This window comes from Nocardioides sp. NPDC127503 (genome assembly GCF_040302165.1).
GTDB lineage: Bacteria > Actinomycetota > Actinomycetes > Propionibacteriales > Nocardioidaceae > Nocardioides.
On sequence record NZ_JBEORH010000002.1, the window covers coordinates 200,462 to 225,343 of the forward strand.

Sequence of the window (24,882 nt, forward strand, 5' to 3'; positions counted from 1 at the left end):
GCGTCTGACTACGATGGGCATCCCGAGGTGTGCCGGGACACCACGGGGACCTGCAAGTTGAGCCGACCGGGACTGTGACGAGCACGGTGTCCGGCGGGGGAGATTTCATAAGAGGTTAGCGCCTCATGCGAAGAGTAGGGACATTGTGACCAGCGAGCAGTGGGGTCGGGTCGAGGAAGACGGAACGGTCTACGTGAAGACCGCTGAGGGTGAACGTTCCGTGGGGCAATACCCGGAAGGCACGCCGGAGGAGGCGCTTGCCTTCTTCACCAACCGGTTCGACCAGCTCGCCTTCGAGGTCGAGCAGCTCGAGCGGCGCGTGCATGCGGGTAAGACGTCGCCCGACGAGGCGACGGCGGCGGTCAAGACCGTCGTCGAGAAGGTGACCGATGCCAACGCGGTCGGTGACCTGGCCTCGCTGGTGGCGCGGCTGGACGCTCTGGCGCCGGTCATCGCCACCCAGCGCGAGGCCCGTAAGGCCGAGCGGGCCGCCAAGGCGGCCGAGGCGAAGGTCGCCAAGGAGGCTCTCGTCGACGAGGCCGAGAAGCTGGCCCAGAGCAACGACTGGCGCAACGGTGCCAACCGGCTGCGTGAGCTGCTCGACCAGTGGAAGGCGCTCCCCCGCATCGACCGCGGGTCCGACGACGCGCTGTGGCGCCGCTTCTCGACCGCACGCACCGCCTACACGCGGCGCCGCAAGGCCCACTTCGCCGAGCTCAACGCCCGGCGCGAGGACGCCAAGGTGGTCAAGGAGCGGATCATCGTGGAGGCCGAGCAGCTCTCGACCTCCACCGACTGGGGCCCCACCGCCGGGCGCTACCGCGACCTGATGCGCGACTGGAAGGCCGCTGGGCCGGCGCCCAAGGACGTCGACGACAAGCTCTGGAAGCAGTTCCGGGCCGCCCAGGACGTCTTCTTCGGTGCCCGTGACGCCGCCAACGCGGCGCTCGACGCCGAGTTCGCGCAGAACGCCGTGGTCAAGGAAGGCCTGCTCGCCGAGGCGCAGGAGCTTCTTCCGCTGCTGGAGAAGGGCGACGACCTCGACGCCGTCAAGCGTTCCTTCCGCGACATCGCCGACCGCTGGGATGAGGCCGGCAAGGTCCCGCGCGACCGCATCAAGGACCTCGAGGGCGCGATGCGCAAGGTCGAGCAGGCCATCAAGTCCGCCGAGGACGACCAGTGGCGCAAGTCCGACCCGGAGAAGTCCGCTCGAGCCGACGACATGATCGCCAAGCTCGAGGAGGCCATCGCCCAGGTAGAGAGCGATCTCGTGAAGGCCCAGGCCTCGGGTGACGCCCGCAAGATCAAGAGCCTCGAGGAGAACCTCGAGTCGCGTCGTCAGTTCCTGGAGATGGCCAAGCGGGCCTCTGCAGACTTCTCCTGACCCGCACCCGCACCCCGACTCGGCGCATCTGTCTCAGGCAAAGGCGCCGAGTCGGCGCGTCCTGACCCGAAATCTGGCCGAGTCGGCTCGTCATGACGAGCCGACTCGGCGTGCTATTTCGTCAGTTTGCGCCGACTCGGCGTGTGGTCACATGCCGGCGCCGCCGTAGTAGTCGCCCCTGGCCGCGTTGTCGCGCTTGATGTTGCGTACGTCCTCGGGGTCGACACCCTTGGGCGCCATGCCGATGGTGGTCCAGGCCAGGCCCAGCAGGAGAAGTACGCCGCCGATGATGAGGATCCAGGTGAACATGCCGTGCTCCCTCTCTCAGGCGCCCGAGTCGGCGCGTTCGCTTTACTTTATAACGAACGAAGCGGCGCAAATGTCCCGATGACTGGGTCATCAGCCCCGACCCGCAGGGTCAGCGAGGGGCTCAGAAGCCGCCGGCGGGGAGGCCCGGCGTCAGAGCCACCGTGGGGCGGGCCAGCGTAGTACTCGCCCTTCCCCAAGGCCTGACCCCTGTTCCGGTTCGCCACAGCCTCGTCGACGCCTCCCGACGACTTTCTCACCGCCAGCCACAGGATGGCGCCGACGATCACGACGCCTGCAGCGATCAGAAACCAGGTGAACGGGTCCATCGGTTGCTCACTCTCTCATTGGGTGACGCGGTAGGCGTCGAAGACGCCGGGGACGGTGCGTACCTGCTTCAAGACGGTGTCCAGGTGCTTGGAGTCGGCCATCTCGAAGGAGAAGCGGGACTTCGCGACGCGGTCGCGAGTGGTGGTCAGCTGGGCCGAGAGGATGTTCACGTGGGCGTCGGAGAGCGCCATCGTGATGTCCGAGAGGAGACGGGCGCGGTCGAGCGCCTCGACCTGGATGTTGACCAGGAAGACCGAGTTGGACGTCGAGCCCCACTCGACCTCGAGCAGGCGCTCGGGGTGGGAGCGGAGCTCGGACGCGTTGGTGCAGTCGGTGCGGTGGACGGAGACTCCCCCGCCCTTGGTGACGAAGCCGAGGATGTCGTCGCCGGGCACCGGCGTGCAGCACTTGGCGAGCTTGACCCAGACGTCCGGGGAACCCTTGACGACCACGCCTGCGTCGGAGTTGGCGGTGGAGACCTTGCCGTGGCGCCTGCGGCCGACGTTGATGGCCTCGGCGAGGTCCTCGGCAGCACCGTCGTCGCCGCCGTGGTCCTCGATGACGCGGCGTACGACCGCCTGGGCGGAGAGGTGGCTCTCGCCGACCGCGGCGTAGAGCGCGTCGACGTCGGCGAGGTCGAAGTGGTCGGCGGCGAGCATGAGCGACTCGCGCGACATCAGCCGCTTGAGGGGCAGGCCCTCCTTGCGCATGAGCCGGGCGATCGCGTCCTGGCCCTTCTCGATGGCCTCGTCGCGGCGCTCGCGGGTGTGCCACTGCCGGATCTTCGCCTTGGCCCGGTTCGACTTGACGAAGGAGGTCCAGTCGCGCGACGGACCGGCGTTGGGCGACTTGGAGGTGAAGACCTCGACGACGTCGCCGCTCTCCAGGGTCGACTCCAACGGCACCAGACGGCCGTTGACCCGGGCGCCGATGGTCTTGTTGCCGACCTCGGTGTGGACGGCGTAGGCGAAGTCGACCGGGGTCGCGTCGGCCGGCAGCGCGATCACGTCGCCCTTGGGCGTGAAGACGTAGACCTCGGTGCGCTTCATCTCGAAGCGCAAGGACTCCAGGAACTCGCCGGGGTCGTTGACCTCCGACTGCCAGTCCATGAGCTGCTTGACCCAGCTCATGTCGTTGTCCATCGGCCGGTCGGTGTCGACACCGGCGCGGCCGTCCTCCTTGTATTTCCAGTGCGCGGCCACACCGAACTCGGCACGGCGGTGCATCGCGAAAGTGCGGATCTGCAGCTCGACCGGCTTGCCCTGCGGGCCGATGACGGTGGTGTGCAGCGACTGGTACATGTTGAACTTCGGCATCGCGATGTAGTCCTTGAAGCGCCCCAGGACGGGGTTCCATCGCGAGTGCAGGATGCCGAGGACGGAGTAGCAGTCGCGCTCGTCCTCGACCAGGATCCGGATGCCGACCAGGTCGTTGATGTCGGAGAAGTCCTTACCGCCGACGATCATCTTCTGGTAGATCGAGTAGTAGTGCTTCGGTCGACCGGTGACCGTCGCCTTGATCCGGGCCTCGTGCAGGTCGCGCTCGACCTGGTCGATGACCTGGGCCAGGAACTTCTCCCGCGACGGGTTGCGGTCGGCGACAAGGCGGACGAGCTCGTCGTACATCTTCGGATAGAGGGTCGCGAAGGCGAGGTCCTCGAGCTCGAACTTGATGGTGTTCATGCCGAGCCGGTGGGCCAGCGGCGCGTAGATGTCGAGAGTCTCGCGAGCGCTGCGCTCCTGGCTCTTCTGCGGGACGTAGCGGAGCGTACGCATGTTGTGCAGGCGGTCGGCGAGCTTGATCACCAGCACCCGGATGTCGCGGGACATCGCCACGACCATCTTGCGGATCGTCTCGGCCTGCGCCGAGTCGCCGTAGGTGACCTTGTCGAGCTTGGTGACGCCGTCGACGAGGTGGGCGACCTCCTCACCGAAGTCGCGGGTGAGCTCCTTGAGCGTGTAGGGCGTGTCCTCGACGGTGTCGTGCAGCAGGGCTGCCACCAGGGTCGGCTCGGTCATGCCGAGCTCGGCGAGGATCGTGGTCACCGCGAGCGGGTGGGTGATGTAGGGATCGCCGCTCTTGCGCATCTGCGTGCCGTGGAGGCGCTCAGCGGTGACGTACGCCCGCTCCAGCAGCGTCAGATCGGCCTTCGGGTGGTTGGACCTCACCGCCCGGAACAGCGGCTCCAGCACAGGATTGCCCGGCGTGCCGCGTCCGCCGATCCGGGCCAGGCGCGCACGGACACTGCGGCCCGACGGGGCCGGGCCACTGCTCTCCCGCGCCTCGATGTTGTGCGCACGAGGCTGCGCGACGATGCGATCCTCTGCCATAGCCAGAGTCTACCGGCCCGACCCGGAGCGTTGGCTAGGACGACACTTGCGGGCTGGACACTTGCGGCTCACCAGCTAGCTGGTGAGCAGTGCGTGCACCGGCGTGTCCGGCAGCTTGCTGCGCGGGTCGAGGAAGCCGAGCTCGAGCAGCACCGAGACGCCCGCGACGACACCGCCGCAGCGCTCGACGAGCTCGATCGTGGCCGCCGCGGTGCCACCGGTCGCGAGGACGTCGTCGATGACCAGCACCCGCTCCCCCGGCGCGACCGCGTCGGTGTGGATCTCCAGGGTGGCCTCGCCGTACTCCAGCGAGTAGGAGACCGCGTGGGTCTCGCGGGGCAGCTTGCCGGCCTTACGTACGGGCACGAAGCCGACGCCGAGGTGCAGGGCCGCGGGGGCGCCGAGGATGAAGCCTCGCGACTCCATGCCGAGCACCTTGGTGACGGTCACATTGCCGTCAGCGTCGCGCGCCGGAGCCGCGAGCGCCTCGACCACCTGCATGAAGCCCGCGTGGTCGGCCAGCAGCGGGGTGATGTCCTTGAACCCGACACCCGGCTCCGGGAAGTCGGGAACGTCGGCGACCAGTCGCTCGAGGGTTTCCTCGAGCGACCGGCCACCAGCGGCCGTCTCGGAGACAGTCACTTGCGCTTCGACCTCGACTCGCGCTTCGGCTGCGGACGCCCGGCGGCGCCGCTGTCGGAGACCTCACGGTGCTGGTCGGGTACGTTGCGGCCCCGGCCGGTCGCGGAGCGGTTGGGGCTGGTGCCCCGGCTCACGCCGGCCTCGTGAAGGTCCTCGGAGGGGCCGTCGCGGAGCTCGTCCGGCTCGTCGTCCTCGGCGACCGGCATGCCCTCGTCGAAGACGGGCACGGCGGCGTACTTGTCGGCTTCCTTCATCCGCGCGGCGGCGCGCTTGTCGGCGTCGACGACGTCCTTCTCCTTCGACTTCAGGTGCACCAGCAGCGGGGTGGCGATGAAGATCGAGGAGTAGGTGCCGACGGCCATACCGACGAAGAGGACCAGCGAGATGTCCTTCAGCGAGGAGGTGCCGAGCTGGACGGTGCTGACGTAGAGGATCGCGACGACCGGCAGCAGACCGATGATCGAGGTGTTCACCGAACGGACCAGGGTCTGGTTGATCGCCAGGTTGGCCGCCGAGGCGTAGGTCTGCTTCTTCTGCGACAGGTTTCGGGTGTTCTCCTTGACCTTGTCGAAGACCACCACCGTGTCGTAGAGCGAGTAGCCGAGAATCGTCAGGAAGCCGGTGACCGTTGCCGGGGTCACCTCGAACCCGACGATCGCGTAGACGCCGACCGTGATCACCACGTCGTGGGCCAGGGCGACGACGGCCGCCACCGACATCTTCCACTCACGGAAGTAGATCCAGATGAACAGGACCACGCCGACGAGGAAGATGCCCAGCGCGAGGGCCGCCTTCGAGGCGACCCGCTGGCCCCAGCTGGGGCCGATGCCGGTGCGGCTGACGTCGTCCTCGGCCACGTCGGCGGTCTTGGTGATCGCCTCCATGATCGAGTCGTCGGCCTCGGAGTTGTCGGGGATCGCCTTGGTCTCGATGACGATCGACTTGCCACCGGCCGTGCGGACCGTGGCGCCGTCGGCGGCCTCGACGGCCGTGTCACCGACCGCCGAACGCAGGTCGTCGGCGAGCTCCTGGTCGGCCTGCGCGACGGTCACGGTGTAACGCGTGCCGCCGGTGAAGTCGATGCCGAGGTTGATGCCCTGGAGCCAGACACCGAGGACGACCGCGACGAGCACGACCACGGAGGCGGCGTACCAGACCATCCGGCGACCGACGAAGTCGAAGGACTTCTCGCCGGTGTAGAGCTCCTTGCCTAGCCGCGAGATGGAGAACTTGCTCATCAGGCCTTGCCTCCGACCAGAGTGGTGCCCGTGGGGGCGTCGACGGTGCCGATAGCGCGCTTGTCCATACCGGAGAGCACGTGGCCCTTGTTGAAGAAGCCCCAGCCGGCCATGAGCTTGGTCATCGGGTGGGTGAACCAGAAGAACACCAGCACGTCGATGATCGTGGTCAGGCCGAGCATGAACGCGAAGCCCTTGACCTCGTTGGTCGCGAAGACGTAGAGCACGAACGCGGCCAGGAACGAGACGCCGTCGGAGGCCAGACACGTGTTGCGGGCCCGGACCCAGGCGGTGTCGACGGCCACCCGCATCGAGCGGCCATCACGCATGTCGTCACGCATCCTCTCGTAGAGGATGATGAAGGAATCGGCGGTGATGCCGATACCGACGATCAGACCGGCCACGCCCGGAAGGTCCAGGGTGACGCCGGCGGTCTCGCTGAGCAGCAGGATCATCCCGTACGTCAGAGCACCCGCAACGAGCAGCGAGCCGATCACCACGATGCTCATCGCGCGGTAGTAGAGGATCGAGAAGATCACCACGAGAATCATGCCGACCAGGCCGGCCCAGAGTCCGGCGGTGAGCTGGTTGCCGGCCAAGCTCGGGCCGATGACCCGGGTCTGGATGCCGTCCTCGGGGAAGTCGAGCGGCAGCGAGCCGTACTTCAGGTTGTTGGCCAGCGCGGCGGCGGACTCCTGCGTGAAGTCGCCGCTGATCTGGGCGCCTCCGCTGATCCGCGAGTCGGCGGTCGGGGCCGAGATCACCTTGCCGTCCAGGACGATCGCGAACTGCTCGTTGGTGCCGGCGATGGCGCCGGTGGTGTCGGCGAAGACCTTGTTGCCCTCGGACTTGAAGTCCAGGGTCACCACGTAGTTGGCCTGCTGCTGCGGGATGCCGTAGGAGGCCTCGCTGATCTCGGTGCCCTCGATGACCGCGGGGGTCAGCAGGTAGGGGACGCCGTCGTCGTCGCAGGTCAGCAGCGGCTTGCCGGGGATGTCCTCGGCCGGCTCGGCGCCCGGGGCGGGGCAGGTGAAGGAGCTGTAGGCGGTGGCCCACTCCTGCGGCGGGTTGCGCATGAACTCGACCGCGTCATCGACCTTGACGACCGCGTTCTCGTTCTGCTTCTCCGGCTTGGCACCGGCCGAGGGGCTGGCGCTCGGGTCAGCGCTCTCGGAGGCCTTCTCCGATGCCTTGTCCGATGCCTTGTCCGACGCGCTCGCGGTCTCGGAGGCGCTGGCGGTCTCGCCACCGAACGCCGCACGCGGCGAGGTGCCGGGCACGGTGCCGGTCGAGGGGTCCTGGACCATCGAGCCGCTGGGGTCGGCGGCGCCACACGTCTTCTGCGGGCTGCAGGCGACCAGGCGGAAGCGGAGCTTCGCGGTCTGGCGTACGCGCTCGGCGGTCTCCTGCTGCACCTTGCCGGTGCCGGGGATGGAGACCTTGATGACGTCGTTGCCCTCGGTGGTCACCCGGCCGCCGGTGATGCCGGAGCCGTTGACGCGCTGGTCGATGATCGACTTGGCCTCGTCGAGGCTCTCCTGGGGGACCGAGCCGCCCTCGGAGTTCTCCGCGGTCATCGAGATCTCGGTGCCGCCGCGCAGGTCGAGGCCCAGCTCGGGCTTCCACGTGCCGGCGAACGCGATGCCGCCGAACATGATCGCAATGGCCAAGAAGAGCAGTGCGAGTGTCCGGCCGGGGCGCGCTGTCTTGCGTGCCATGTGTTGGTCAGTCCTTCTTGTCGAGGTCCACGATGACGTTCTCGGCGTCGGCGGAGGTCTTGTCGGCCGCAGCCTCGACCTCGCGCTCGTCGCCGGTCTCGTCGCCGGACTCCTCCTCGATCTCCTCAGCAGGCGCCTCGGTGACCTTCTGGGCCACGGCCTGGCGCACGACCTGGATGACGACGCCGTCCGCGATCTCGACCTTGATGTTCGTCGTGGTCTCCTCGACCTCGGACACGGTGCCGTAGAGCCCGGCGGTCAGCATCACCCGGTCACCAGGCTGGAGGTTGAGCTGGAGCTCACGAGCCTGCTTCGCACGCTTCTGCTGCGGCCTGATCAACAGGAAGTAGAACAGGACGATGATGACGATAAAAGGAAGGAATTCCACGGGGGTTCGGCTCCGACAGTCTGAGTGGTCACCGGCAGGCGCACGGCGACGTGCAAGTCTAACCAGGCACCTGGTTGAGACTGTGAATCAGGCCTCATCCCAGAGCGTGTCCTTGGCCCAGGCCGCAGCCTCGGTGTTGGCCGGCACCTGCAGCCCGAGGTGCTTCCATGCAGCCGGCGTCGCGACCCGGCCACGCGGCGTACGGGCGAGGAAGCCCGAGCGCACCAGGAACGGCTCCGCCACCTCCTCGACCGTCTCTCGCTCCTCCCCCACCGCGACGGCGAGGGTGGAGATGCCCACCGGGCCGCCGCCGAACCTGCGGCACAGGGCGTCGAGGACGGCCAGGTCGAGCCGGTCCAGGCCGAGAGGGTCGACCTCATAGAGGTCGAGCGCCTTCTCGGCGATCTGCTGGGTGACCGTGCCGTCGGCCTTGACCTGGGCATAGTCGCGTACGCGGCGCAGCAGCCGGTTGGCGATCCGTGGGGTGCCACGGGAGCGGCCGGCGATCTCGGCGGCGCCGTCGTCCTTGAGGGTGACTTCGAGCAGGCCCGCGGAGCGGCGCACGATCAGCTCGAGGTCGGCCGGGTCGTAGAGCTCGAGGTGGCCGGTGAAGCCGAACCTGTCCCGGAGCGGACCCGGGAGGAGCCCGGCGCGCGTGGTCGCGCCGACCAGCGTGAACGGCGGCAGGTCGATCGGGATCGCGGTCGCGCCCGGGCCCTTGCCGATGACGACGTCGACGCGGAAGTCCTCCATCGCCAGGTAGAGCATCTCCTCGGCGGGTCGGCTCATCCGGTGGATCTCGTCGACGAAGAGCACCTCGCCCTCGTTGAGCCCGCTCAGGATCGCGGCCAGGTCGCCGGCGTGCGTGATCGCCGGACCGCTCGTGATCCGAAGCGGCGCAGACATCTCGGCGGCGATGATCATCGCGAGTGTGGTCTTGCCGAGCCCCGGCGGCCCGGAGAGGAGTACGTGGTCCGGGGCCCGCTCACGCTGTCGCGCCGCCTCCAGAACGAGGCCGAGCTGCTCGCGGACGCGTTGCTGACCGATCAGCTCGTCGAGGGTCTTCGGGCGCAGCGCGGCCTCGACGGCGCGGTCGTCGCCGTCGGCCTCGGCGATGGTGAGCGAGGAGAAGTAATCTTCCTCGGCCCGGTCCAGATCGTCCTCGTGCATGAGTCCTTATGCCTTCGAAAGGGTGCGCAGGGCCGCCCGGAGCAGCAACGAGATGTTGGCCTGGTCGCCGGCCTCTGGCTCGATCGCGGTGACCGCCTTGTCGGCGTCCCGGGCGTTGTACCCCAGGCCGACGAGGGCCTCGGTGACCTGGTCGCGCCATGGCGCTGCTGTGGTGGCGCGCGCCGGGGCGGAGGCCGTGCCGGTGGGTGCGCCGATCCTGTCCTTGAGCTCCAAGATGATCCGCTGGGCGCCCTTCTGGCCGATGCCGGGGACCTTGGTGAGGGTCTTGGCGTCCTCGCCCGCGATGGCCAGGCGGATGCCGTCGGGCGAGAGCACGGCGAGCATGGCCTGGGCGAGCTTCGGGCCGACGCCGGAGGCGGTCTGGAGGAGCTCGAAGAGGGTGCGCTCGTCGGAGTCGGTGAAGCCGAAGAGGGTCAACGAGTCCTCGCGCACGACCAGGCTGGTCGGCAGATGCGCCTCCTCCCCGGTGCGGAGCGTGGCCAGCGTGTTGGGAGTGCAGAGCAGCTCGATGCCGATGCCGCCCACCTCGACGACGGCGGTGGAGAGACTGACGGCGGCGACCTTGCCGCGCACGGACGCGATCATCTACGAGCCTTTCCGGCCGCGGCGACCGCGGCTTCGATGCGGTTCTGGGCGCCTCCGCGCCACTGGTGGGTGATGGCCAGCGCGAGCGCGTCGGCGGCATCGGCCGGCTTCGGCGGGGTCGGGAGCCGCAGGATGCGCGTCACCATGGCGGTCACCTGCTGCTTGTCGGCTCGGCCGTTGCCGGAGACGGCGGCCTTGACCTCGGAGGGCGTGTGCAGGGCGACCGGCAGACCGCGCCGGGCGGCGCAGACCATGGCGAGGCCGCTGGCCTGGGCCGTACCCATGATCGTGGAGACGTTCGAGCGCGCGAAGATCCGCTCGATCGCGACCGCATCGGGCTGGTGCTCCTCGATCCAGGCGTCGATCCCCTTCTCGATGCTCACCAGCCGCTCCCAGACGGGGAGATCTGAGGACGTACGGATCACTCCGACGTCCACCATCGACAGCGGCCGGCCGAGCGACCCGTCGACCACACCCATCCCGCACCGGGTCAGGCCGGGGTCGATCCCAAGCACGCGCACTGGAGCACCTCTTCCACAACGACCGAGCCGGCCGGGTGTCGAACGTCTGTTCGTAGACTACCTGCCAGCAGCTGCCTCCGGCGCCGCGACACCCCCTCATTCAGGAGGACGCAACATCCTCGGAGGTCCCGAGTCGCTGTTGAGGTCTCCTGCGCTCACAGGGTGTCGGTTCGCCGCTCCTCGACGGTCTCCGTACCGTCCGCGTGCCTCCGCCTCGCAACCGTGCGTGAGCGACCGCCGGTGTTCAGCGTCACCGCGGTCAGGACCAGCACCAGCGCTCCGACAGCGGCCAGGATCCAGCCGATCATGGTCAGATCGATCCCGCTGACCGAGACATGTACAGCCAGCGCCAGGACAAGCCCGACCACGAGCAGAATCGCTCCTACGCCATAACCCATCGTGTCCTCCTTCCAGCGCGAACCCGCCCTGGGTGGCGGTTAGCGACCTTCCGGGTACCCAGCACCCGCCCCGGGCATGAGCCGGTTCGCACGGGGACGTGGACAGCGCGGTCGGCGCCGCTGGTCAGGCGTCGACGGTCTCCATGACCTCGTCGGGGACGTCGGCGTTGGAGAAGACGTTCTGTACGTCGTCGAGGTCGTCGACGGCGTCGATGAGCTTGAAGACCTTCTCGGCGGCCGAGGCGTCGGCGACCGGGATGTCCATGCTCGCGACGAACTGGACCTCGGCGGAGTCGTAGTCGATGCCGGCGTCCTGCAGCGCGGTGCGGACCGCGACGACGTCGGAGGGGTCGGAGACGATCTCGAAGGACTCACCGAGGTCGTTGACGTCCTCGGCACCCGCGTCGAGGGTGGCCTCGAGGAGGTCGTCCTCGGAGATCTCCTTGCCCTCCTGGGCCTTGGCCACGACGACGACGCCCTTGCGGTCGAAGAGCCGCGAGACCGAGCCCGGGTCGGCCATGGTGCCACCGTTGCGGGTGACCGCGGTGCGCACCTCCATGGCCGCCCGGTTGCGGTTGTCGGTCAGACACTCGATGAGGAGCGCGACGCCCTGGGGGCCGTAGACCTCGTACATGATCGTGTCGTAGCTGACCCCGCCGCCGTCGAGGCCACCACCACGCTTGACCGCGCGGTCGATGTTGTCGTTGGGGACCGACTGCTTCTTGGCCTTCTGGATCGCGTCGAAGAGGGTCGGGTTGCCCGTCGGATCGGGACCGCCGGTCTTGGCCGCGATCTCGATCGTCTTGATGAGCTTGGCGAAGAGCTTGCCGCGCTTGGCGTCGATCGCCGCCTTCTTGTGCTTCGTCGTTGCCCACTTGGAGTGGCCGCTCATCTGGAAACCGTCCTTTGCCCCGCGTCGTCGCTGATGCTTGTCGAGCCGCCTCCGGAGTGGTCACAGGGCAGCAGGTGCCCATTGTAACTACGTGCGGTGCCTCACCGTCAGCAGCAGGTGTCGACGAAGAGCTGATGCAACCGGTCGTCGGCGTTGACCTCGGGATGGAACGAGGTCGCCATGAGCTGGTTCTGGCGTACGGCGACAGGGTGCTCTCCCACGCTCGCCAGCACCTCCACGCCCGGGCCGATCTGCTCGACCCAGGGCGCCCGGATGAAGACGGCGTGGACCGTGCCGTCCAGCCCGGTGACCTCGAGATCCGTCTCGAACGACTCCGTCTGCCGCCCGAACGCGTTGCGCCGTACGGTGATGTCGAGCCCGCCGATGGTCTCCTGGCCCGGGGCCGCGTCGAGCAGCCGGTCGGCCAGGAGCACCATGCCGGCGCAGGTGCCGAGCGCGGGCATCCCGCCGCGGACCCGCTCGCGGAGCGGGTCGAGCAGCTCGAACGTACGCGCCAGGCGCCACATCGCCGTCGACTCCCCGCCGGGGATGACGAGGGCGTCGCACGCGTCAAGCTCCTCCCGACGGCGTACGGACGTCCCCTTCACCCCCAGGCGGTCGAGAGCGGCGAGGTGCTCGCGGACGTCACCCTGGAGGGCGAGTACGCCGACCGTGGTCACCAGCCGCGCTCCGCGAACTGGATCGACCGGGCCGGCTCGTCGACGTTGATGCCGACCATCGCCTCGCCGAGGCCGCGGGAGACCTTGGCGATGACGTCGGGGTCGTCGTGAAAGGTGGTCGCCTTGACGATCGCCTCGGCGCGCTGGGCCGGGTTGCCGGACTTGAAGATGCCGGAGCCGACGAAGACACCCTCGGCGCCGAGCTGCATCATCATCGCCGCGTCGGCCGGGGTCGCGATGCCGCCGGCGGTGAACAGGACGACCGGGAGCTTGCCGTTCTCGGCGACCTCCTTGACCAGCTCGTAGGGAGCCTGGAGCTCCTTGGCGGCCACGTAGAGCTCGTCCTCGGCGAGCGCGCCGAGACGGCGGATCTCGCGGCGGATCGTACGCATGTGGGTGACCGCGTTGGACACGTCGCCGGTGCCGGCCTCGCCCTTGGAGCGGATCATCGCCGCACCCTCGGTGATGCGGCGCAGGGCCTCGCCGAGGTTGGTCGCACCGCACACGAACGGCACCGTGTAGGCCCACTTGTCGATGTGGTTCTCGTAGTCAGCCGGGGTCAGCACCTCGGACTCGTCGATGTAGTCGACGCCCAGGGACTGCAGCACCTGGGCCTCGGCGAAGTGGCCGATCCGGGCCTTGGCCATGACCGGGATGGAGACGGCCTCGATGATGCCGTCGATCATGTCGGGGTCGGACATGCGGCTCACGCCGCCCTGGGCGCGGATGTCGGCGGGGACGCGCTCGAGCGCCATCACCGCCACCGCCCCGGCATCCTCGGCGATCTTCGCCTGCTCGGCGGTGACCACGTCCATGATCACGCCGCCCTTGAGCATCTCCGCCATTCCTCGCTTGACTCGCGAGGTTCCCGTCTCATTCATGCTTGTAGCCATGAGGTGATCGTAGGTCGGGACGAGGCGTACGCCATCCTCGGAAAGCCCTGGTCAAGCCACTGTTCCCAAAGTGGACTGCTCCAAGTGGACTGCTACCCGGTCAACGCCTCGGCGGCCTCGGCCACCGCGGTCGGCGCGCCGGCCAGGGACCAGGTGACACCACCGGCCTCCACCTGGGTCGTCGCTCCGCCGGCCCCCAGGACGAGGGCGGCGCCGGGGAGGCGGTCCCAGTCGGGGACGGAGTGCTGAAAGAAGAGGTGGAGCTTGCCCTGCGCGATGGCGGTGAGATCCATCGAGCCGGAGCCGAGGATCCTGATGGAGGCGGCGTCGCTGGCGACGCGTACGTAGGCCTCGCCCACCGGATGCTTCAGCTTCGACGGGTGGAGGTAGGTGGTGAGGCAGGCGAGGGCGAGCGGCGTGTCGGGCATCGCGTCGAGCCGGACGCCGTTGCGGGTGGTGGGCAGCTCGGGGCCGCCGACGTAGACCGCGTCCTCCGCCGGTGAGTAGATCGCACCCAGGACGATGCCGTCTCCGTCGGTCAGCGCCAGCGCGGAGCACCACCAGTCGAGGCCGCGTACGAAGTTGTAAGTGCCGTCGACCGGGTCGATGGTCCACACCCGGCCGGTGGTCGACGCGCGGGCCGAGCCCTCTTCGCCGAGGATGCCGTCGCCGGGGTGCTCGGCCGTCAGGCGTTCGACGATCGCCTTCTCGGCGGCCTTGTCGGCGGCGGTGACCAGGTCGGAGACCGAGGTCTTCGTCTCGATCGAGTCGCCGATGCCCTCGGTGCGCATCTTCGCGGCGAGCGAGCCGGCGCCGCGGACGAGCTCCGCGGCCAGGCGTACGTCTGCCTCCGTCGGCACTGTCACGAGGCCGCCTCCTCGGCGAGGGCCTGCTTGCGGACGGTCCAGATGCGCTGGCCGACGGTGACGGTCGAGGCGACGGCGAGGATCCACAGCGCGATGTAGATGAGCAGGTCGAGGGAGAAGATGCCGGCGAAGCCGGTCATCACCAGGACCAGGACCAGTCGGTCGGCGCGCTCGGCGATGCCGACGTTGGCGGTGAAACCCAGCGACTCGGCGCGGGCTCGGGCGTAGGAGGTGACCGCACCTATGACGAGGCACCACAGGGACAGTGCGAGATAGAGGTCGGAGTCACCCGGGCCGGCGAAGTAGAGCGCCAGGCCACCGAAGACCGCGCCGTCGCCGAACCGGTCGAGGGTGGAGTCCCAGAAGGCGCCGAACTTCGACGTACGCCCGACGGCACGCGCCATCGCCCCGTCGATCAGGTCGCTGAAGACGAAGCAGGTGATGAAGATCGTGCCGGCCAGCAGCTCGCCGCGCGGGTAGAACGCCAGCGCTCCGACCGCTACTCCGATGGTGCCGACGAGCGTCACGACATCGGGGCTGATCTTCAGCGCCACGAACAGCCGGACGATGGGCGCGAGGACGACTCCCTGAACGAAGCCTTTGATGTGATCCAACATGGCGCGGCCACGCTATCGGATCCCGCCGAGGCGTCACTCCCGCGCGCCGAAACGTCACTCACATTCTGCCGAGGCGTCACTCACGTCGGCCGAGGCGTCGCTCCCGTCAACCGAGAGGTCAGCGGGTGACATCTCGACCGACCTAAGTGACGTCTCGGCCGACGTAACTGACGTCTCGGCCGACGCAAATGACGTCTCGGGCGACGGGGGTGACGTCTCGGCTAGGTTCCTTCGGTCAGATCGCGGACCTCGGCGTAGCGGGAGCGGACGGCGGGGTCGGGGTCGGCCTCGTACGTCTCTGTGCCGGCGAGCTCCCAGGTCGGGGGCCCTGCGCCGCCGGTGAGGAGCCAGGCGGCCTGGCGGGCGGCGCCGTCGGCGACGTACTCCCCCGGTTCGGGGACGAGTACGGGGTGGCCGAGGACGACCGGGGCGAGGCGGCGTACGGCCTCGGAGCGGGCGCCGCCGCCGACGAGGAGTACGCGGTTGACCGCGACGCCCTGGGACTTCAGCGCGTCGATGCCGTCGGCGAGGCCGCAGAGCAGTCCCTCGACGGCCGCGCGCGCCAGGTAGGCGGGCTCGGCGGTGGCGAGGGTCAGGCCGTGGATCACGCCACGAGCCGACGGCCGGTCGGGGGTGCGCTCGCCCTCGAGGTAGGGGACGAGGACCAGGCCGCCGGAGCCCGAGGGCGCCTCGAGCGCGAGCCGGGAGAGCTCCTCGTGGCTCACCCCGAGCAGCCGGGTGGTGGCGTCGAGTACCCGCGCGGCGTTGAGGGTCGCGACCAGCGGTAGGTAGCGGCCGGTGGCGTCGGCGAAGCCCGCCACGGTGCCGGACGCGTCCGATGTAGGCGTCTCCGAGACTGCGCAGGCGACACCGGAGGTGCCGATGGAGACGACCACGTCACCGGGCCGGGCGCCCACGCCCAGGGCCGCGCCGGCGTTGTCGCCGCAGCCGGGGCCGAGCAGCGCCCCGGCCGGCGTACGCCCGGCCGAGGAAGACGGCCCGAGCACCTCCGGCAGCACGACATCGTCACGCCCCAGAGCGCGTTTGAGCAGGTCGCGACGGTATTCGCCGGTCACCGCCGAGTAGTAGCCGGTGCCGCTGGCGTCGCTCCGGTCGGTACGCAGCGCCTCCAGCCCCGGGGCTCCCGCGAGCTTCCAGGTCAGCCAGTCGTGGGGCAGGCACACCGCCGCGACCCGGGCCGCGGCGTCGGGCTCGCGCTCGGCGAGCCAGCGCAGCTTGGTGGCCGTGAAGCTGGCCACCTGCACCGAGCCGACAGCCTCGGCCCAGGCCGTGGAACCGAGCTCGGTGTTGAGCGCGGCGGCGGCGTCGGCCGAGCGGGTGTCGTTCCAGAGCAGCGCGGGACGTACGACCTCTCCGGCCTCGTCCAGGCACACCATCCCGTGCTGCTGTCCACCGACGGAGACGGCGGCGACGTCATCGAGCCCGCCGGCCGCCTCGGCGGCCGACTCGAGCGCGGTCCACCACGCCGCCGGGTCCACCTCCGTCCCCTCGGGGTGCGGCGCGGAGCCGGAGCGCACCAGCGCCCCGGTCTCCGCGTCACGGACGACGACCTTGCAGGACTGGGTCGAGGAGTCGACCCCGGCGACGAGCGGCATGCCCTGCAACCTAACGAAGCCCGAGGAGATGGTCCATGGCCAGCTGGTCGAGGTGCTCGAACGCGTAGCCGTGGTCCAGCTTCTCGATGTCGTAGGTCGCCTTGCGGATGTCCTCGAGCGTCTCCCCCTCGGCCAGGGTCGGCACGGAGAGCTCCTCGACCTGCGAGGCCTCGAGCGCAGCCTTGACCTCCGGGTCCGCCCGGAACGCCTTCGCCCGCTCACGCAGCACGAGATAGTTGCGCATGCAGCCCGCGGCCGAGGCCCACACCCCGTCCTCGTCCTCTGTGCGCGGCGGCTTGAAGTCGAAGTGGCGCGGGCCCTCGTAGCCCTTGGTCTCCAGCAGGTCGACCAGGTTGAACGCGCCGCGCAGGTTGCCGGCGCCGAAGCGGAGGTCCTGGTCGAAGCGCGGGCCGTGCTGGCCGTTGAGGTCGATGTGGAAGAGCTTGCCGTGCCACAGCGCCTGGGCGACACCGGAGGCGAAGTTGAGCCCGGCCATCTCCTCGTGACCGACCTCCGGGTTGAGGCCGACCATCTCGGGACGGTCGAGAGAGTTGATGAAGGCGAGCGCGTGGCCGATCGTCGGCAGCAGGATGTCGCCGCGGGGCTCGTTGGGCTTCGGCTCGATGGCGAACCGGATGTCATAGCCCCGCTCGGTCACGTAGTCGCCGAGCAGGTTGACCGCCTCGCGATAGCGGTCGAGCGCGGACGCGATGTCCTTGGCCGCGTGGGACTCCCCACCCTCACGGCCACCCCACATGACGTACGTCGTCGCACCGAGCTCCGCGGCGAGGTCGATGTTGCGCGCGACCTTGGCGATCGAGTAGCGGCGCACCTCGCGGTCGTTCGAGGTGAAGCCACCGTCACGGAAGACCGGGTGACCGAAGAGGTTGGTGGTGGCCATCGGCACCTTGAGGCCGGTCTCGTCCAGTGCGGCCTTGAGCTTGTCGATCTCCGCCTGGCGCTCGGCGTCGCTCGCGTCGATCGCGAAGACGTCGTTGTCGTGGAAGGTGATGCCGTAGGCGCCGAGCTCGGCCAGCTTGTGCACCGAGTGGGCGACGTCGAGGTGAGGCCGGCTCGCCGATCCGAACACGTCCTGTCCGTTCCAGCCCACGGTCCACAGCCCGAAGGTGAACTTGTCCTCGGCGGTGGGGGTGTAATCCGTCATAGCCTTGCTTCCTCACATTAGTTCATGACTCGGACTATATGATGATCATGAAACGCGACGCCCGTCACATTGTCAACCCTCTACCCACCTGTCAGCGGGTCGCTTGACCCAAAGTTCATAACTTGGTCTAATCCCGTGCATGACCGTCAGAACCGAGCCTGCCCAGCATGCCGGGATGCGGGCGAGCAACCTCGCGCTCGTGCTCGGCGAGGTAGCGCGCACCAGCCCGGTCTCCCGGGCCCAGGTCGCTGCGCGCACCGGCCTGACGAAGTCGTCGGTATCCGGGCTGGTGTCCGATCTGATCTCCGCCGGCCTGATCCAGGAGAGCGCCCCGGCCGCGACCGAGCGTGGTCGGCCCGCCACGGCGCTCAGCCTCGCTCCCGGAGGCATCGCCGGCCTCGGCCTGGAGGTCAACGTCGACTATCTGGCCGCCACGGTGACCGACCTGACCGGCAAGCCGCGCTACCACCACGTCGTACGCCGCGACAACCGCGGCCGCGACGTCGACGAGGTGGTCGCCGACCTCATCGAGGTGGCCCGTACCGCCGCCCGCAGCGCCGCCTCCCAGGGTCTGCCGCTGTCAGGTGCCTGTGTGGCGGTGCCCGGCCTGACGGTCGACGGGGCCGTCGTACGCACCCCCAACCTGGGCTGGGACCGCGTCGACCTCGCCGACGCCGTCGGCGAGGGCACCGGGCTCGAGGTCGACCTGGAGAACGAGGCCAACCTGGCGGCTCTCGGCGAGATGTGGTTCGGCGGCCACGAGCTCGACGGCGCTCCCCTGCGCGACTTCGTGCACGTCTCCGGCGAGATCGGCATCGGCGGCGGCATCGTGATCGGAGGCGAGGTCTTCCGCGGCGCCCACGCGGGCGCCGGCGAGCTCGGCCACGTCGTGGTGGCCCCCGACGGCCCGCGGTGCGGCTGCGGCGGCCACGGCTGCCTGGAGCGGATGGCCGGGCAGCAGGAGATCCTCGCCCGCGCGCAGGTGGCGACGATGGCCGACCTCACCCGAGCCTGCGAGGCCGGCGATCAGGCCGCGCTGGATGCCGTCGCCGGCGCCGGGCGACACCTCGGCGTCGCGCTCGCCTCGGTCATCACCCTCCTCGACCCCACCGCGATCGTGCTCGGTGGCGCCTTCGCCACCCTCGCGCCATGGCTCTCCGCGGCGACCGCGGCCTCGATCAGCCACCACACCGGTGCCGTCGAGCCGCCCCGGCTGTTGGTCTCCGGGCTCGGCAGCGACGCCGCCGTGCGGGGAGCGGCCGGGACCGTCGTACGTCGTGTCATCGCCGATCCCGCCGCGCACCTCGCCCGCCAGGCGGCCCGCGCCACCGGCTAGATGCGCGAGACCGCCGCCGTCGTCATCCGCTGGTCGGAGGGGCCGACCCGGTGCACGTCACCGGTGATCGTGACCAGAGCCTTGTCGGTGCCCGACTCGCCGGCGGCCGAAGCGGCCTCGACGTCGGAGAGCTCCGCGATGCCCTCGGCCACGGCGGTGGCGACCTTCTCCCCTGCCGAGGCGGCGACCCAGACCTCGACCTCACCGGGCTCGACGACGCGGTTGTAGCTGCGGTCGGCGAAGGCCAACCGAGTCGTCGGCACGTCGAAGCGTACGGTCGCCGACTCGCCCGGCTGCAGTGCCACCCGCTGGTAGCCGAGCAGCTGCGTGACCGGGCGGACCACCGAAGCGAGCAGATCGCGTCCGTAGAGCTGGACCACGTCCACCCCGGCGACATCACCGAGGTTGGTGACGGTCGCCTCGACACCAAAGGTGCCACCCGCCTCGACCGAGCGGTCGGCCGAGAGCCCGCTGTAGCCGAAGGTGGTGTAGGAGAGTCCGAAGCCGAACGGGCGGGCCGGCGTCGGGTCGGTGCTGGTGACCTCGGACGGACCGCCCAACAGCGGCTGGAGGTAGCTGTAGGGCTGAGTCCCGGAGACCCGCGGCAGCGAGACCGGGAGCCGGCCCGACGGGTTGACCGCGCCGGAGATGACGCGCGCCAGTGCCGCGCCGCCCTCCTCGCCGGGGAAGAACGCCTGCAGCACCGCGGCGGGGCGGGTCTCGTCGTCGAGCGCCCACCCGATGGCGTACGGGCGGCCGGTGACGACCACGAGCACGACGGGCGTGCCGGTCGCGAGGACCGCGGACACCAGCTCGCGCTGGACGCCGGGGAGCTCGAGCGACTCGGAGTCGTTGCCCTCCCCCACCGTGCCGCGGCCGAAGAGGCCGGTCTGGTCGCCGACGACGACCACGGCCACGTCGGCGCCCTCGGCGGCGGAGACCGCGGCGGGGAAGCCGGAGCGGTCCGTGCCTTCGACGTCACACCCGGGGACGACCTCGCAGGAGGAGGCGCCGAGCTCGGCCCGGACCGCCTCGGCGATCGTCGGCAGCTCGATACCCAGAGGCTTCTCGGGGTAGCTCACCATCACGTGGTTGACGAAGGAGTAGCAACCCATCAGCGCCTCGGAGCGGTCGGCGTTCGGTCCGATGATCGCCACCTTGCCGAGGTCGCCCCTGAGCGGGAGGACCCCGTCGTTGCTGAGCAGCACGACCGACTCCTCGGCGAGCCGACGGGCCAGCGAGCGGTGGGCCGGGGAGTCCAGGTCGATCGACTCCGGAGCCCCCTCCTCCAGACCGGCCGCGAAGGACTCGTCGAGAAGACCGAGCTCCTCCTTCTGCTTGAGCGCGCGCAGCACGGCCCGGTCGACGATCGCCTCGGAGACCTCGCCGGAACGGATCAGCGCCGCGAGCGGCTCGAGGTAGGCATCCCCGCTCGGCAGCTCGATGTCGACACCTGCCTCGAGGGCGTACGCAGCTGCCCTCCCGCGATCGGCAGCGATCGCATGCATCACCGCCAGGAACGCGACACCGAAGTAGTCGGCGACCACGACCCCGTCGAAGCCCCAGGTCTCGCGCAGCAGCGTGGTGAGGTGCTCGATCGAGGCATGCTGCGGCACACCGTCGATGTCGTTGTAGGACGCCATCACCGACCGCACGCCACCGTCGAGGACTGCCATCTCGAACGGCGGCAGGAAGATGTCGGCGATCTCGCGCGGACCCGCCGAGAGCGGCGCGTGGTTGCGCCCGGCCCGCGAGCCCGAGTAGCCCACGAAGTGCTTCAACGTGGCATGCACACCGGCCGACTGCAGCCCGCGGACGTACGCAGTGCCGACCGTCCCGACGAGGTAGGGGTCCTCGCCGATGGCCTCCTCGCACCGGCCCCAGCGCGCGTCCCGGATCACGTCCAGCACGGGCGCCAGGCCCTGGTGGATGCCGAGGTCGCGCATGTCGGACCCGATCATCGCCGCCATCTCCTCGACCGCCTCGGGGTCGAAGGTGGCTCCCCAGGCCAGCGGCGTGGGAAACGTCGCCGCCTCCCAGGTCGCGAGCCCGGTCAGGCACTCCTCGTGGACCAGCGCGGGGATCCCCAGTCGGGTCTCGTCGACCAGGCGCTTCTGCTCGGCCCACAGCCAGGCGGCCCGCTCGGCGGGCTCGACCGGCCGGGTGCCGTAGACCCGGGTGTAGTGGCCCAGGCCGTGGGCGGTGATCTCCGAGAGTCGGCGGTCACCTCCTGAGATGTTGCTGCTCATCTCGTTGGCCATCGGCGCGACGACGTCGCCGCCGCGATCGAGCCAGTAGCCCACGATCTGGGCGAGCTTCTCCTCCAAGGTCATCTGGGCATGCAGGTCACGCACGCGGTCGGAGACGTGCGGCCAGGCGGGGAGGGGGGCGTTTTCAGTCACAGTTGTCCCTACTAGCCCTTCACCGCGCCCTGCAGGCCGCTGACGAGCCGGCGCTGGAAGGCGAGGAAGAGCACGAGAGCCGGGATCATCGCGAGCGTGGTGAACGCGAGGACACCGGCAGTGTCGGCGGAGTGTTCGGTGGAGAAGTCGGCGACGCCGAGCGGAAGCGTGCGCATCTTGTCCTGCAGCAGCAGGAGCGGCAGCAGGTAGGCGTTCCAGGAGGTCACGAAGGCCAGCACCCCGACGGTGATCATCCCGGGTGCGGACAGCGGCATCAGGACCCGCCAGAAGATGCCGATCCGGCTGGCACCGTCGATCAGGGCGGCCTCCTCCAGCTCCTTGGGCAGCGCCATCAGGAACGGCCGGAGGATGACCACCGTCATCGGCAGCGCGAACGCCGCCTGCGGCAGGGCCACGCCCCACCACGTGTTCGCCATCTGCAGGTTGCGGGTGATGATGATGAACAGCGGGATGATCGCCACCGCGGCCGGGAAGAGCAGGCCGAGCACGAAGACCATGAACAGCGCCTCGCGCCCGCGGAACTGGTAGCGGGCCAGCGGGTACGCCGCCATCAGCCCGAAGACGACGGTCACCACGGTGGTGATGATCGCGATCATCGTCGAGTTGAGTGCGTACTGCCAGAACGAGGGATTGTTCAGCACGCCCGCGTAGTTCGTCCAGACCCAGGGGTCGGGCAGCCCGGCCGGCTTGTCGGCAAGCTGGGCGTTGCTGCGGAAGCCGCCCAGCGCGCCGTAGAGGACGGGCCCGAGCGTGATCGCGACCACGACGAGCGCGATCAGGTAGACCCACAGGTTGCCGCCCCCGAAGTTGCGGCGACGCTGCTTGCGGGGTGATCGGCCCGAGCCGTTTCCGGTCTCGGCGAGAGGTTCGAGGGTCACGCTGGCCATCACGCCGCCTTTCGCTTGCGGAAGAGAGCACCGACCAGAGCTCGCTCCGCCCGGGTGTATCGCTGGGTGTCGTCTTGGGTGTCACGACGCAGGATGAGGATCTGGTAGGCCAGCGCCATCGCGAAGGCGATGACGAACAAGATCACCGAGGCAGCGCCCGCGATGCCGTAGTTGTGGCGCTTGGTGCCCTCGTCGATCAGGTACGTCGCCATGGTGGTCGTCGCGTTCGCAGGACCGCCCTGGGTGAGCACCCAGATCATGTCGAAGCACTGGATCGACCCGATCATCGACAAGAAGGCCCAGGTGCGCATGGTCGGGCCCAGCAGGGGGATGGTGATCTGCCGCTGCGTCTGCCACCAGGAGGCGCCGTCGAGCTGGGCGGCCTCGTAGAGCTCCTCGGAGATACCCTGCATGGCTGCCAGGAAGAGCAGTACGGCCAGGCCGAGATACTTCCAGGTGAGCACCAGGAGCACGACCCACAGGGCGTACTCCGGAGTGCCCAGCCAGCCCTGATCGGGCGGGGTCAGCCCGACCTTCGCGGTCATCGCGTCGAAGAAGCCGTACTGCGGCTGCAGCAGCTGCAGCCAGACCACCGCGGCGATGACCTCGGCGAGGACGTACGGCACGAAGATGATGGTCCGGAGCAGGCCCTGGCCCCTCATCCTCCGATTGAGCAGCAGCGCGATCGCCACTCCGAGCGGCAGCTGGAGCAGGATCGAGCCCACCACGATCACCGCGTTGTGGGCGACCGCGCTGCGGAAGACCTCGTCGCCGAGGACCTCGGCGTAGTTCTCCAGGCCGACGAAGTCGGTCAGGTCACCGAAGCCCTTCCAGTCATAGACCGAGAAGCGCACCGCGGTGATGATCGGCCAGGCGACGAAGAGCGCGATGAGCACCAGTGCGGGAGTGACGAAGACAAGGATCTCGAATCGCTTGCGCCAGGTGTCACCACTGAGTCCGGCACTCCTCGTACCGCCGGGCCCCCGGCGTACAGGAGCTGTACGCCGGGTGTCCGATGTGGCGTGTCCTGGCACCGCCCGAGCGGGGTCGGTCACGTCGTGTGTCACAGGTTCGACTCACTTTTCCTTGTCCGCGGCGGCCTGGGTGGCCTCGACGATGTCGGCTGCCGAGCCCTTCCCCGCGAAGACGTTGATGATGGCGTCGTTCATCGCGCCGCCGATGGACTGGCCGAAAGCGGTGTCGAAGTAGAGCTGGACGTACGGAGCGCTGTCACGGACCTTGATCAGGTCGGCCAGAGCGGGGTCCGTCAGCGAGCCGACCGCGTCGGGGTTGGTCGGCAGACCCATCCCGTTCTCGGCGAAGCCCTTCTGCACATCGGTGGAGAGCAGGTACTTGGCGAAGTCGACCGATGCCTCGGGAGCGCCCTCGGAGACAGCCCAGGCGTCTCCGCCGCCCATCTGCGCGGCCGGGTCGCCCTGGCCACCGTCGATGGTCGGGAAGGAGAACCAGCCGGTCTTCTCGCCCAGACCCTTCTTGTCCTCGGTGATGCCCTGCATCACGCCGGGCTCCCAGTGGCCGGCGAGCTCCATGGCGACCTTCTCGGTCGCGAGGAGGCCGGAGGCCGAGGTCGGGCCCTCCTGGGCGCCGGTGGAGAGGAAGCCCTTGTTGAACGGCTCCTTCGCGACGATGTCGACGACGTCCTCACCGGCCTTCTCGAAGCAGGGGTCGGAGAAGTCGAGACTCTTGACCGCCGAGGTCAGCACGTCCTGCGAGCACTCCCGGACCGCGGTCCAGTAGTAGTAGTGCGCGGCCGGCCAGGCGTCCTTGCCACCGACCGAGACCGGCTGGATGTTCGCGGCCTTGAGCTTGTCGACGGCAGCGTAGAACTCATCCATCGTCTTCGGCGCGGCGCTGATGCCGGCCTTGGCGAAGAGGTCCTTGTTGTACCAGAAACCGACGACTCCGATGGAGAACGGCAGGGCGTACGTCTGGTCCTCGACCTGCCAGCCTGCGACCGAGCCGCCGATCATCTCGATCTCGTCGGCCGCGTCCTCGCTCAGGTCCTTGGTCAGCCCCGCCTCGACGTGGTCGGCGAGCTCGCCGCCGCCACGCTCCATGTAGACGTCGGGGATCTGCTCGGGGTCACCGCTCTGGAACGCAGCGTCCAGCTTGGTGAGCATGTCCTCGTGGGCGAACGCCTGCACCTTGACGTCGACGCCGGGGTTCGCCTTCTCGAAGTCCTTGGCGACCTGCTCGTAGTAGCCCTTCCCGGGATCGTTGTTGGAGTTGTGCCACCAGATGATGGTGTTGTCGTCGCCGCCACCGGAGTCGCCCGAGCCACCACAACCGGTGGCGGCAATCATCAATCCGGCGCACAACGCGGCGAGCGCTTGTGTCTTCCTCGACATCTTGGGACCTCTTCGTCACTGCTCGGGGTATGGGTGATCATGTGACTGCCGCCACATCGTGTGGTCGAGCATGGCGCGTGAAGGCGAGCATGTCAATCGTTGTCGAT

General features: G+C 69.2%; 24 protein-coding genes. 2 read left to right on the top strand and 22 right to left on the bottom strand.

Annotated elements, in window-relative coordinates; genetic code table 11:
* The first annotated feature begins 145 nt into the window (after positions 1-145).
* On the top strand, positions 146-1,384 hold the full coding sequence (locus ABTW65_RS04985) for a DUF349 domain-containing protein (protein WP_350658839.1): 1,239 nt from the start codon (positions 146-148) through the stop codon (positions 1,382-1,384).
* 147 nt (positions 1,385-1,531) lie between these two features.
* On the opposite strand, the gene ABTW65_RS04990 is transcribed toward ABTW65_RS04985, so the two are convergent.
* The 18 genes from ABTW65_RS04990 to xylA form a co-directional block, all read right to left on the bottom strand.
* A complete protein-coding gene (locus ABTW65_RS04990; protein WP_350658840.1) occupies positions 1,532-1,693 on the bottom strand; it encodes a hypothetical protein in 162 nt (53 codons plus the stop codon).
* Between the two features lie 47 nt (positions 1,694-1,740).
* Positions 1,741-2,019, bottom strand: a complete 279-nt coding sequence (locus ABTW65_RS04995) for a hypothetical protein (protein ID WP_350658841.1) — start codon at positions 2,017-2,019, stop codon at positions 1,741-1,743.
* Between the two features lie 15 nt (positions 2,020-2,034).
* Entirely contained in the window at positions 2,035-4,350 is a 2,316-nt protein-coding gene (locus ABTW65_RS05000) for a RelA/SpoT family protein (protein WP_350658842.1), read from the bottom strand.
* A 75-nt stretch (positions 4,351-4,425) separates the two neighbouring features.
* Complete coding sequence (locus ABTW65_RS05005) at positions 4,426-4,992, bottom strand: adenine phosphoribosyltransferase (protein ID WP_350658843.1); 567 nt, start codon at positions 4,990-4,992, stop codon at positions 4,426-4,428.
* Positions 4,989-6,230 (bottom strand): protein translocase subunit SecF, encoded by a 1,242-nt coding sequence (gene secF / locus ABTW65_RS05010; protein ID WP_350658844.1) that lies wholly within the window; start codon positions 6,228-6,230, stop codon positions 4,989-4,991. Before secF ends, ABTW65_RS05005 begins: the two co-directional genes overlap by 4 nt.
* Positions 6,230-7,948: a protein translocase subunit SecD gene (secD, locus tag ABTW65_RS05015; RefSeq protein WP_350658845.1), complete on the bottom strand. Its 1,719-nt coding sequence runs from the start codon at positions 7,946-7,948 to the stop codon at positions 6,230-6,232. The genes secF and secD overlap by 1 nt, the downstream gene beginning before the upstream one ends.
* Positions 7,949-7,955: 7 nt before the next feature.
* A complete protein-coding gene (gene yajC / locus ABTW65_RS05020; protein WP_350658846.1) occupies positions 7,956-8,336 on the bottom strand; it encodes a preprotein translocase subunit YajC in 381 nt (126 codons plus the stop codon).
* Between the two features lie 87 nt (positions 8,337-8,423).
* The gene (ruvB, locus tag ABTW65_RS05025) at positions 8,424-9,506 is read right to left on the bottom strand and encodes a Holliday junction branch migration DNA helicase RuvB (RefSeq protein ID WP_350658847.1); all 1,083 of its coding nucleotides are present in this window, start codon (positions 9,504-9,506) and stop codon (positions 8,424-8,426) included.
* A gap of 6 nt (positions 9,507-9,512) precedes the next feature.
* The gene (gene ruvA / locus ABTW65_RS05030) at positions 9,513-10,112 is read right to left on the bottom strand and encodes a Holliday junction branch migration protein RuvA (protein ID WP_350658849.1); all 600 of its coding nucleotides are present in this window, start codon (positions 10,110-10,112) and stop codon (positions 9,513-9,515) included.
* A complete protein-coding gene (gene ruvC, locus ABTW65_RS05035) occupies positions 10,109-10,633 on the bottom strand; it encodes a crossover junction endodeoxyribonuclease RuvC (protein ID WP_350658850.1) in 525 nt (174 codons plus the stop codon). Before ruvC ends, ruvA begins: the two co-directional genes overlap by 4 nt.
* A gap of 155 nt (positions 10,634-10,788) precedes the next feature.
* Positions 10,789-11,031: a DUF6458 family protein gene (locus ABTW65_RS05040; RefSeq protein ID WP_350658851.1), complete on the bottom strand. Its 243-nt coding sequence runs from the start codon at positions 11,029-11,031 to the stop codon at positions 10,789-10,791.
* Positions 11,032-11,155: 124 nt separating this feature from the next.
* Complete coding sequence (locus ABTW65_RS05045; protein ID WP_350658852.1) at positions 11,156-11,923, bottom strand: YebC/PmpR family DNA-binding transcriptional regulator; 768 nt, start codon at positions 11,921-11,923, stop codon at positions 11,156-11,158.
* Between the two features lie 107 nt (positions 11,924-12,030).
* The gene (pdxT, locus tag ABTW65_RS05050; RefSeq protein ID WP_350658853.1) at positions 12,031-12,603 is read right to left on the bottom strand and encodes a pyridoxal 5'-phosphate synthase glutaminase subunit PdxT; all 573 of its coding nucleotides are present in this window, start codon (positions 12,601-12,603) and stop codon (positions 12,031-12,033) included.
* Positions 12,600-13,496: a pyridoxal 5'-phosphate synthase lyase subunit PdxS gene (pdxS, locus tag ABTW65_RS05055; RefSeq protein ID WP_350658854.1), complete on the bottom strand. Its 897-nt coding sequence runs from the start codon at positions 13,494-13,496 to the stop codon at positions 12,600-12,602. The genes pdxT and pdxS overlap by 4 nt, the downstream gene beginning before the upstream one ends.
* 92 nt (positions 13,497-13,588) lie before the next feature.
* Entirely contained in the window at positions 13,589-14,362 is a 774-nt protein-coding gene (locus ABTW65_RS05060; protein ID WP_350658855.1) for an inositol monophosphatase family protein, read from the bottom strand.
* Positions 14,359-14,979, bottom strand: a complete 621-nt coding sequence (pgsA, locus tag ABTW65_RS05065) for a phosphatidylinositol phosphate synthase (protein ID WP_350658856.1) — start codon at positions 14,977-14,979, stop codon at positions 14,359-14,361. The genes ABTW65_RS05060 and pgsA overlap by 4 nt, the downstream gene beginning before the upstream one ends.
* 221 nt (positions 14,980-15,200) lie before the next feature.
* Positions 15,201-16,595 (bottom strand): xylulokinase, encoded by a 1,395-nt coding sequence (gene xylB / locus ABTW65_RS05070; RefSeq protein WP_350658857.1) that lies wholly within the window; start codon positions 16,593-16,595, stop codon positions 15,201-15,203.
* A gap of 10 nt (positions 16,596-16,605) precedes the next feature.
* The gene (gene xylA, locus ABTW65_RS05075) at positions 16,606-17,760 is read right to left on the bottom strand and encodes a xylose isomerase (protein WP_350658858.1); all 1,155 of its coding nucleotides are present in this window, start codon (positions 17,758-17,760) and stop codon (positions 16,606-16,608) included.
* Between the two features lie 139 nt (positions 17,761-17,899).
* Between xylA and ABTW65_RS05080 the strand changes: the two genes are divergently transcribed.
* Positions 17,900-19,096, top strand: a complete 1,197-nt coding sequence (locus ABTW65_RS05080) for an ROK family transcriptional regulator (RefSeq protein WP_350658859.1) — start codon at positions 17,900-17,902, stop codon at positions 19,094-19,096.
* Here the strand turns inward: ABTW65_RS05080 and ABTW65_RS05085 are convergent.
* Genes ABTW65_RS05085 through ABTW65_RS05100 form a run of 4 tightly spaced genes read right to left on the bottom strand, consistent with a single transcriptional unit; the run spans position 19,093 to position 24,775 of the window.
* The gene (locus ABTW65_RS05085; RefSeq protein ID WP_350658860.1) at positions 19,093-21,498 is read right to left on the bottom strand and encodes a beta-xylosidase/alpha-l-arabinosidase; all 2,406 of its coding nucleotides are present in this window, start codon (positions 21,496-21,498) and stop codon (positions 19,093-19,095) included. The genes ABTW65_RS05080 and ABTW65_RS05085 overlap by 4 nt on opposite strands.
* A gap of 11 nt (positions 21,499-21,509) precedes the next feature.
* On the bottom strand, positions 21,510-22,406 hold the full coding sequence (locus tag ABTW65_RS05090) for a carbohydrate ABC transporter permease (RefSeq protein ID WP_350658861.1): 897 nt from the start codon (positions 22,404-22,406) through the stop codon (positions 21,510-21,512).
* The gene (locus ABTW65_RS05095) at positions 22,406-23,473 is read right to left on the bottom strand and encodes a carbohydrate ABC transporter permease (RefSeq protein WP_350658862.1); all 1,068 of its coding nucleotides are present in this window, start codon (positions 23,471-23,473) and stop codon (positions 22,406-22,408) included. Before ABTW65_RS05095 ends, ABTW65_RS05090 begins: the two co-directional genes overlap by 1 nt.
* Positions 23,474-23,482: 9 nt before the next feature.
* Positions 23,483-24,775 (bottom strand): ABC transporter substrate-binding protein, encoded by a 1,293-nt coding sequence (locus tag ABTW65_RS05100; protein WP_350658863.1) that lies wholly within the window; start codon positions 24,773-24,775, stop codon positions 23,483-23,485.
* Between the last annotated feature and the right edge of the window lie 107 nt (positions 24,776-24,882).

Excerpts from the sequence above, each read along its gene's own strand:
- ABTW65_RS04990 (WP_350658840.1), bottom strand. The coding sequence starts at position 1,693 with ATGTTCACCTGGATCCTCATCATCGGCGGCGTACTTCTCCTGCTGGGC.
- ABTW65_RS04995 (WP_350658841.1), bottom strand. The coding sequence starts at position 2,019 with ATGGACCCGTTCACCTGGTTTCTGATCGCTGCAGGCGTCGTGATCGTC.
- ABTW65_RS05000 (WP_350658842.1), bottom strand. The coding sequence starts at position 4,350 with ATGGCAGAGGATCGCATCGTCGCGCAGCCTCGTGCGCACAACATCGAG.
- secF (WP_350658844.1), bottom strand. The coding sequence starts at position 6,230 with ATGAGCAAGTTCTCCATCTCGCGGCTAGGCAAGGAGCTCTACACCGGC.
- secD (WP_350658845.1), bottom strand. The coding sequence starts at position 7,948 with ATGGCACGCAAGACAGCGCGCCCCGGCCGGACACTCGCACTGCTCTTC.
- ruvB (WP_350658847.1), bottom strand. The coding sequence starts at position 9,506 with ATGCACGAGGACGATCTGGACCGGGCCGAGGAAGATTACTTCTCCTCG.
- ruvA (WP_350658849.1), bottom strand. The coding sequence starts at position 10,112 with ATGATCGCGTCCGTGCGCGGCAAGGTCGCCGCCGTCAGTCTCTCCACC.
- ABTW65_RS05040 (WP_350658851.1), bottom strand. The coding sequence starts at position 11,031 with ATGGGTTATGGCGTAGGAGCGATTCTGCTCGTGGTCGGGCTTGTCCTG.
- ABTW65_RS05045 (WP_350658852.1), bottom strand. The coding sequence starts at position 11,923 with ATGAGCGGCCACTCCAAGTGGGCAACGACGAAGCACAAGAAGGCGGCG.
- pdxS (WP_350658854.1), bottom strand. The coding sequence starts at position 13,496 with ATGGCTACAAGCATGAATGAGACGGGAACCTCGCGAGTCAAGCGAGGA.
- pgsA (WP_350658856.1), bottom strand. The coding sequence starts at position 14,979 with ATGTTGGATCACATCAAAGGCTTCGTTCAGGGAGTCGTCCTCGCGCCC.
- xylB (WP_350658857.1), bottom strand. The coding sequence starts at position 16,595 with ATGCCGCTCGTCGCCGGGGTCGACTCCTCGACCCAGTCCTGCAAGGTC.
- xylA (WP_350658858.1), bottom strand. The coding sequence starts at position 17,760 with ATGACGGATTACACCCCCACCGCCGAGGACAAGTTCACCTTCGGGCTG.
- ABTW65_RS05080 (WP_350658859.1), top strand. The coding sequence starts at position 17,900 with ATGACCGTCAGAACCGAGCCTGCCCAGCATGCCGGGATGCGGGCGAGC.
- ABTW65_RS05090 (WP_350658861.1), bottom strand. The coding sequence starts at position 22,406 with ATGGCCAGCGTGACCCTCGAACCTCTCGCCGAGACCGGAAACGGCTCG.
- ABTW65_RS05100 (WP_350658863.1), bottom strand. The coding sequence starts at position 24,775 with ATGTCGAGGAAGACACAAGCGCTCGCCGCGTTGTGCGCCGGATTGATG.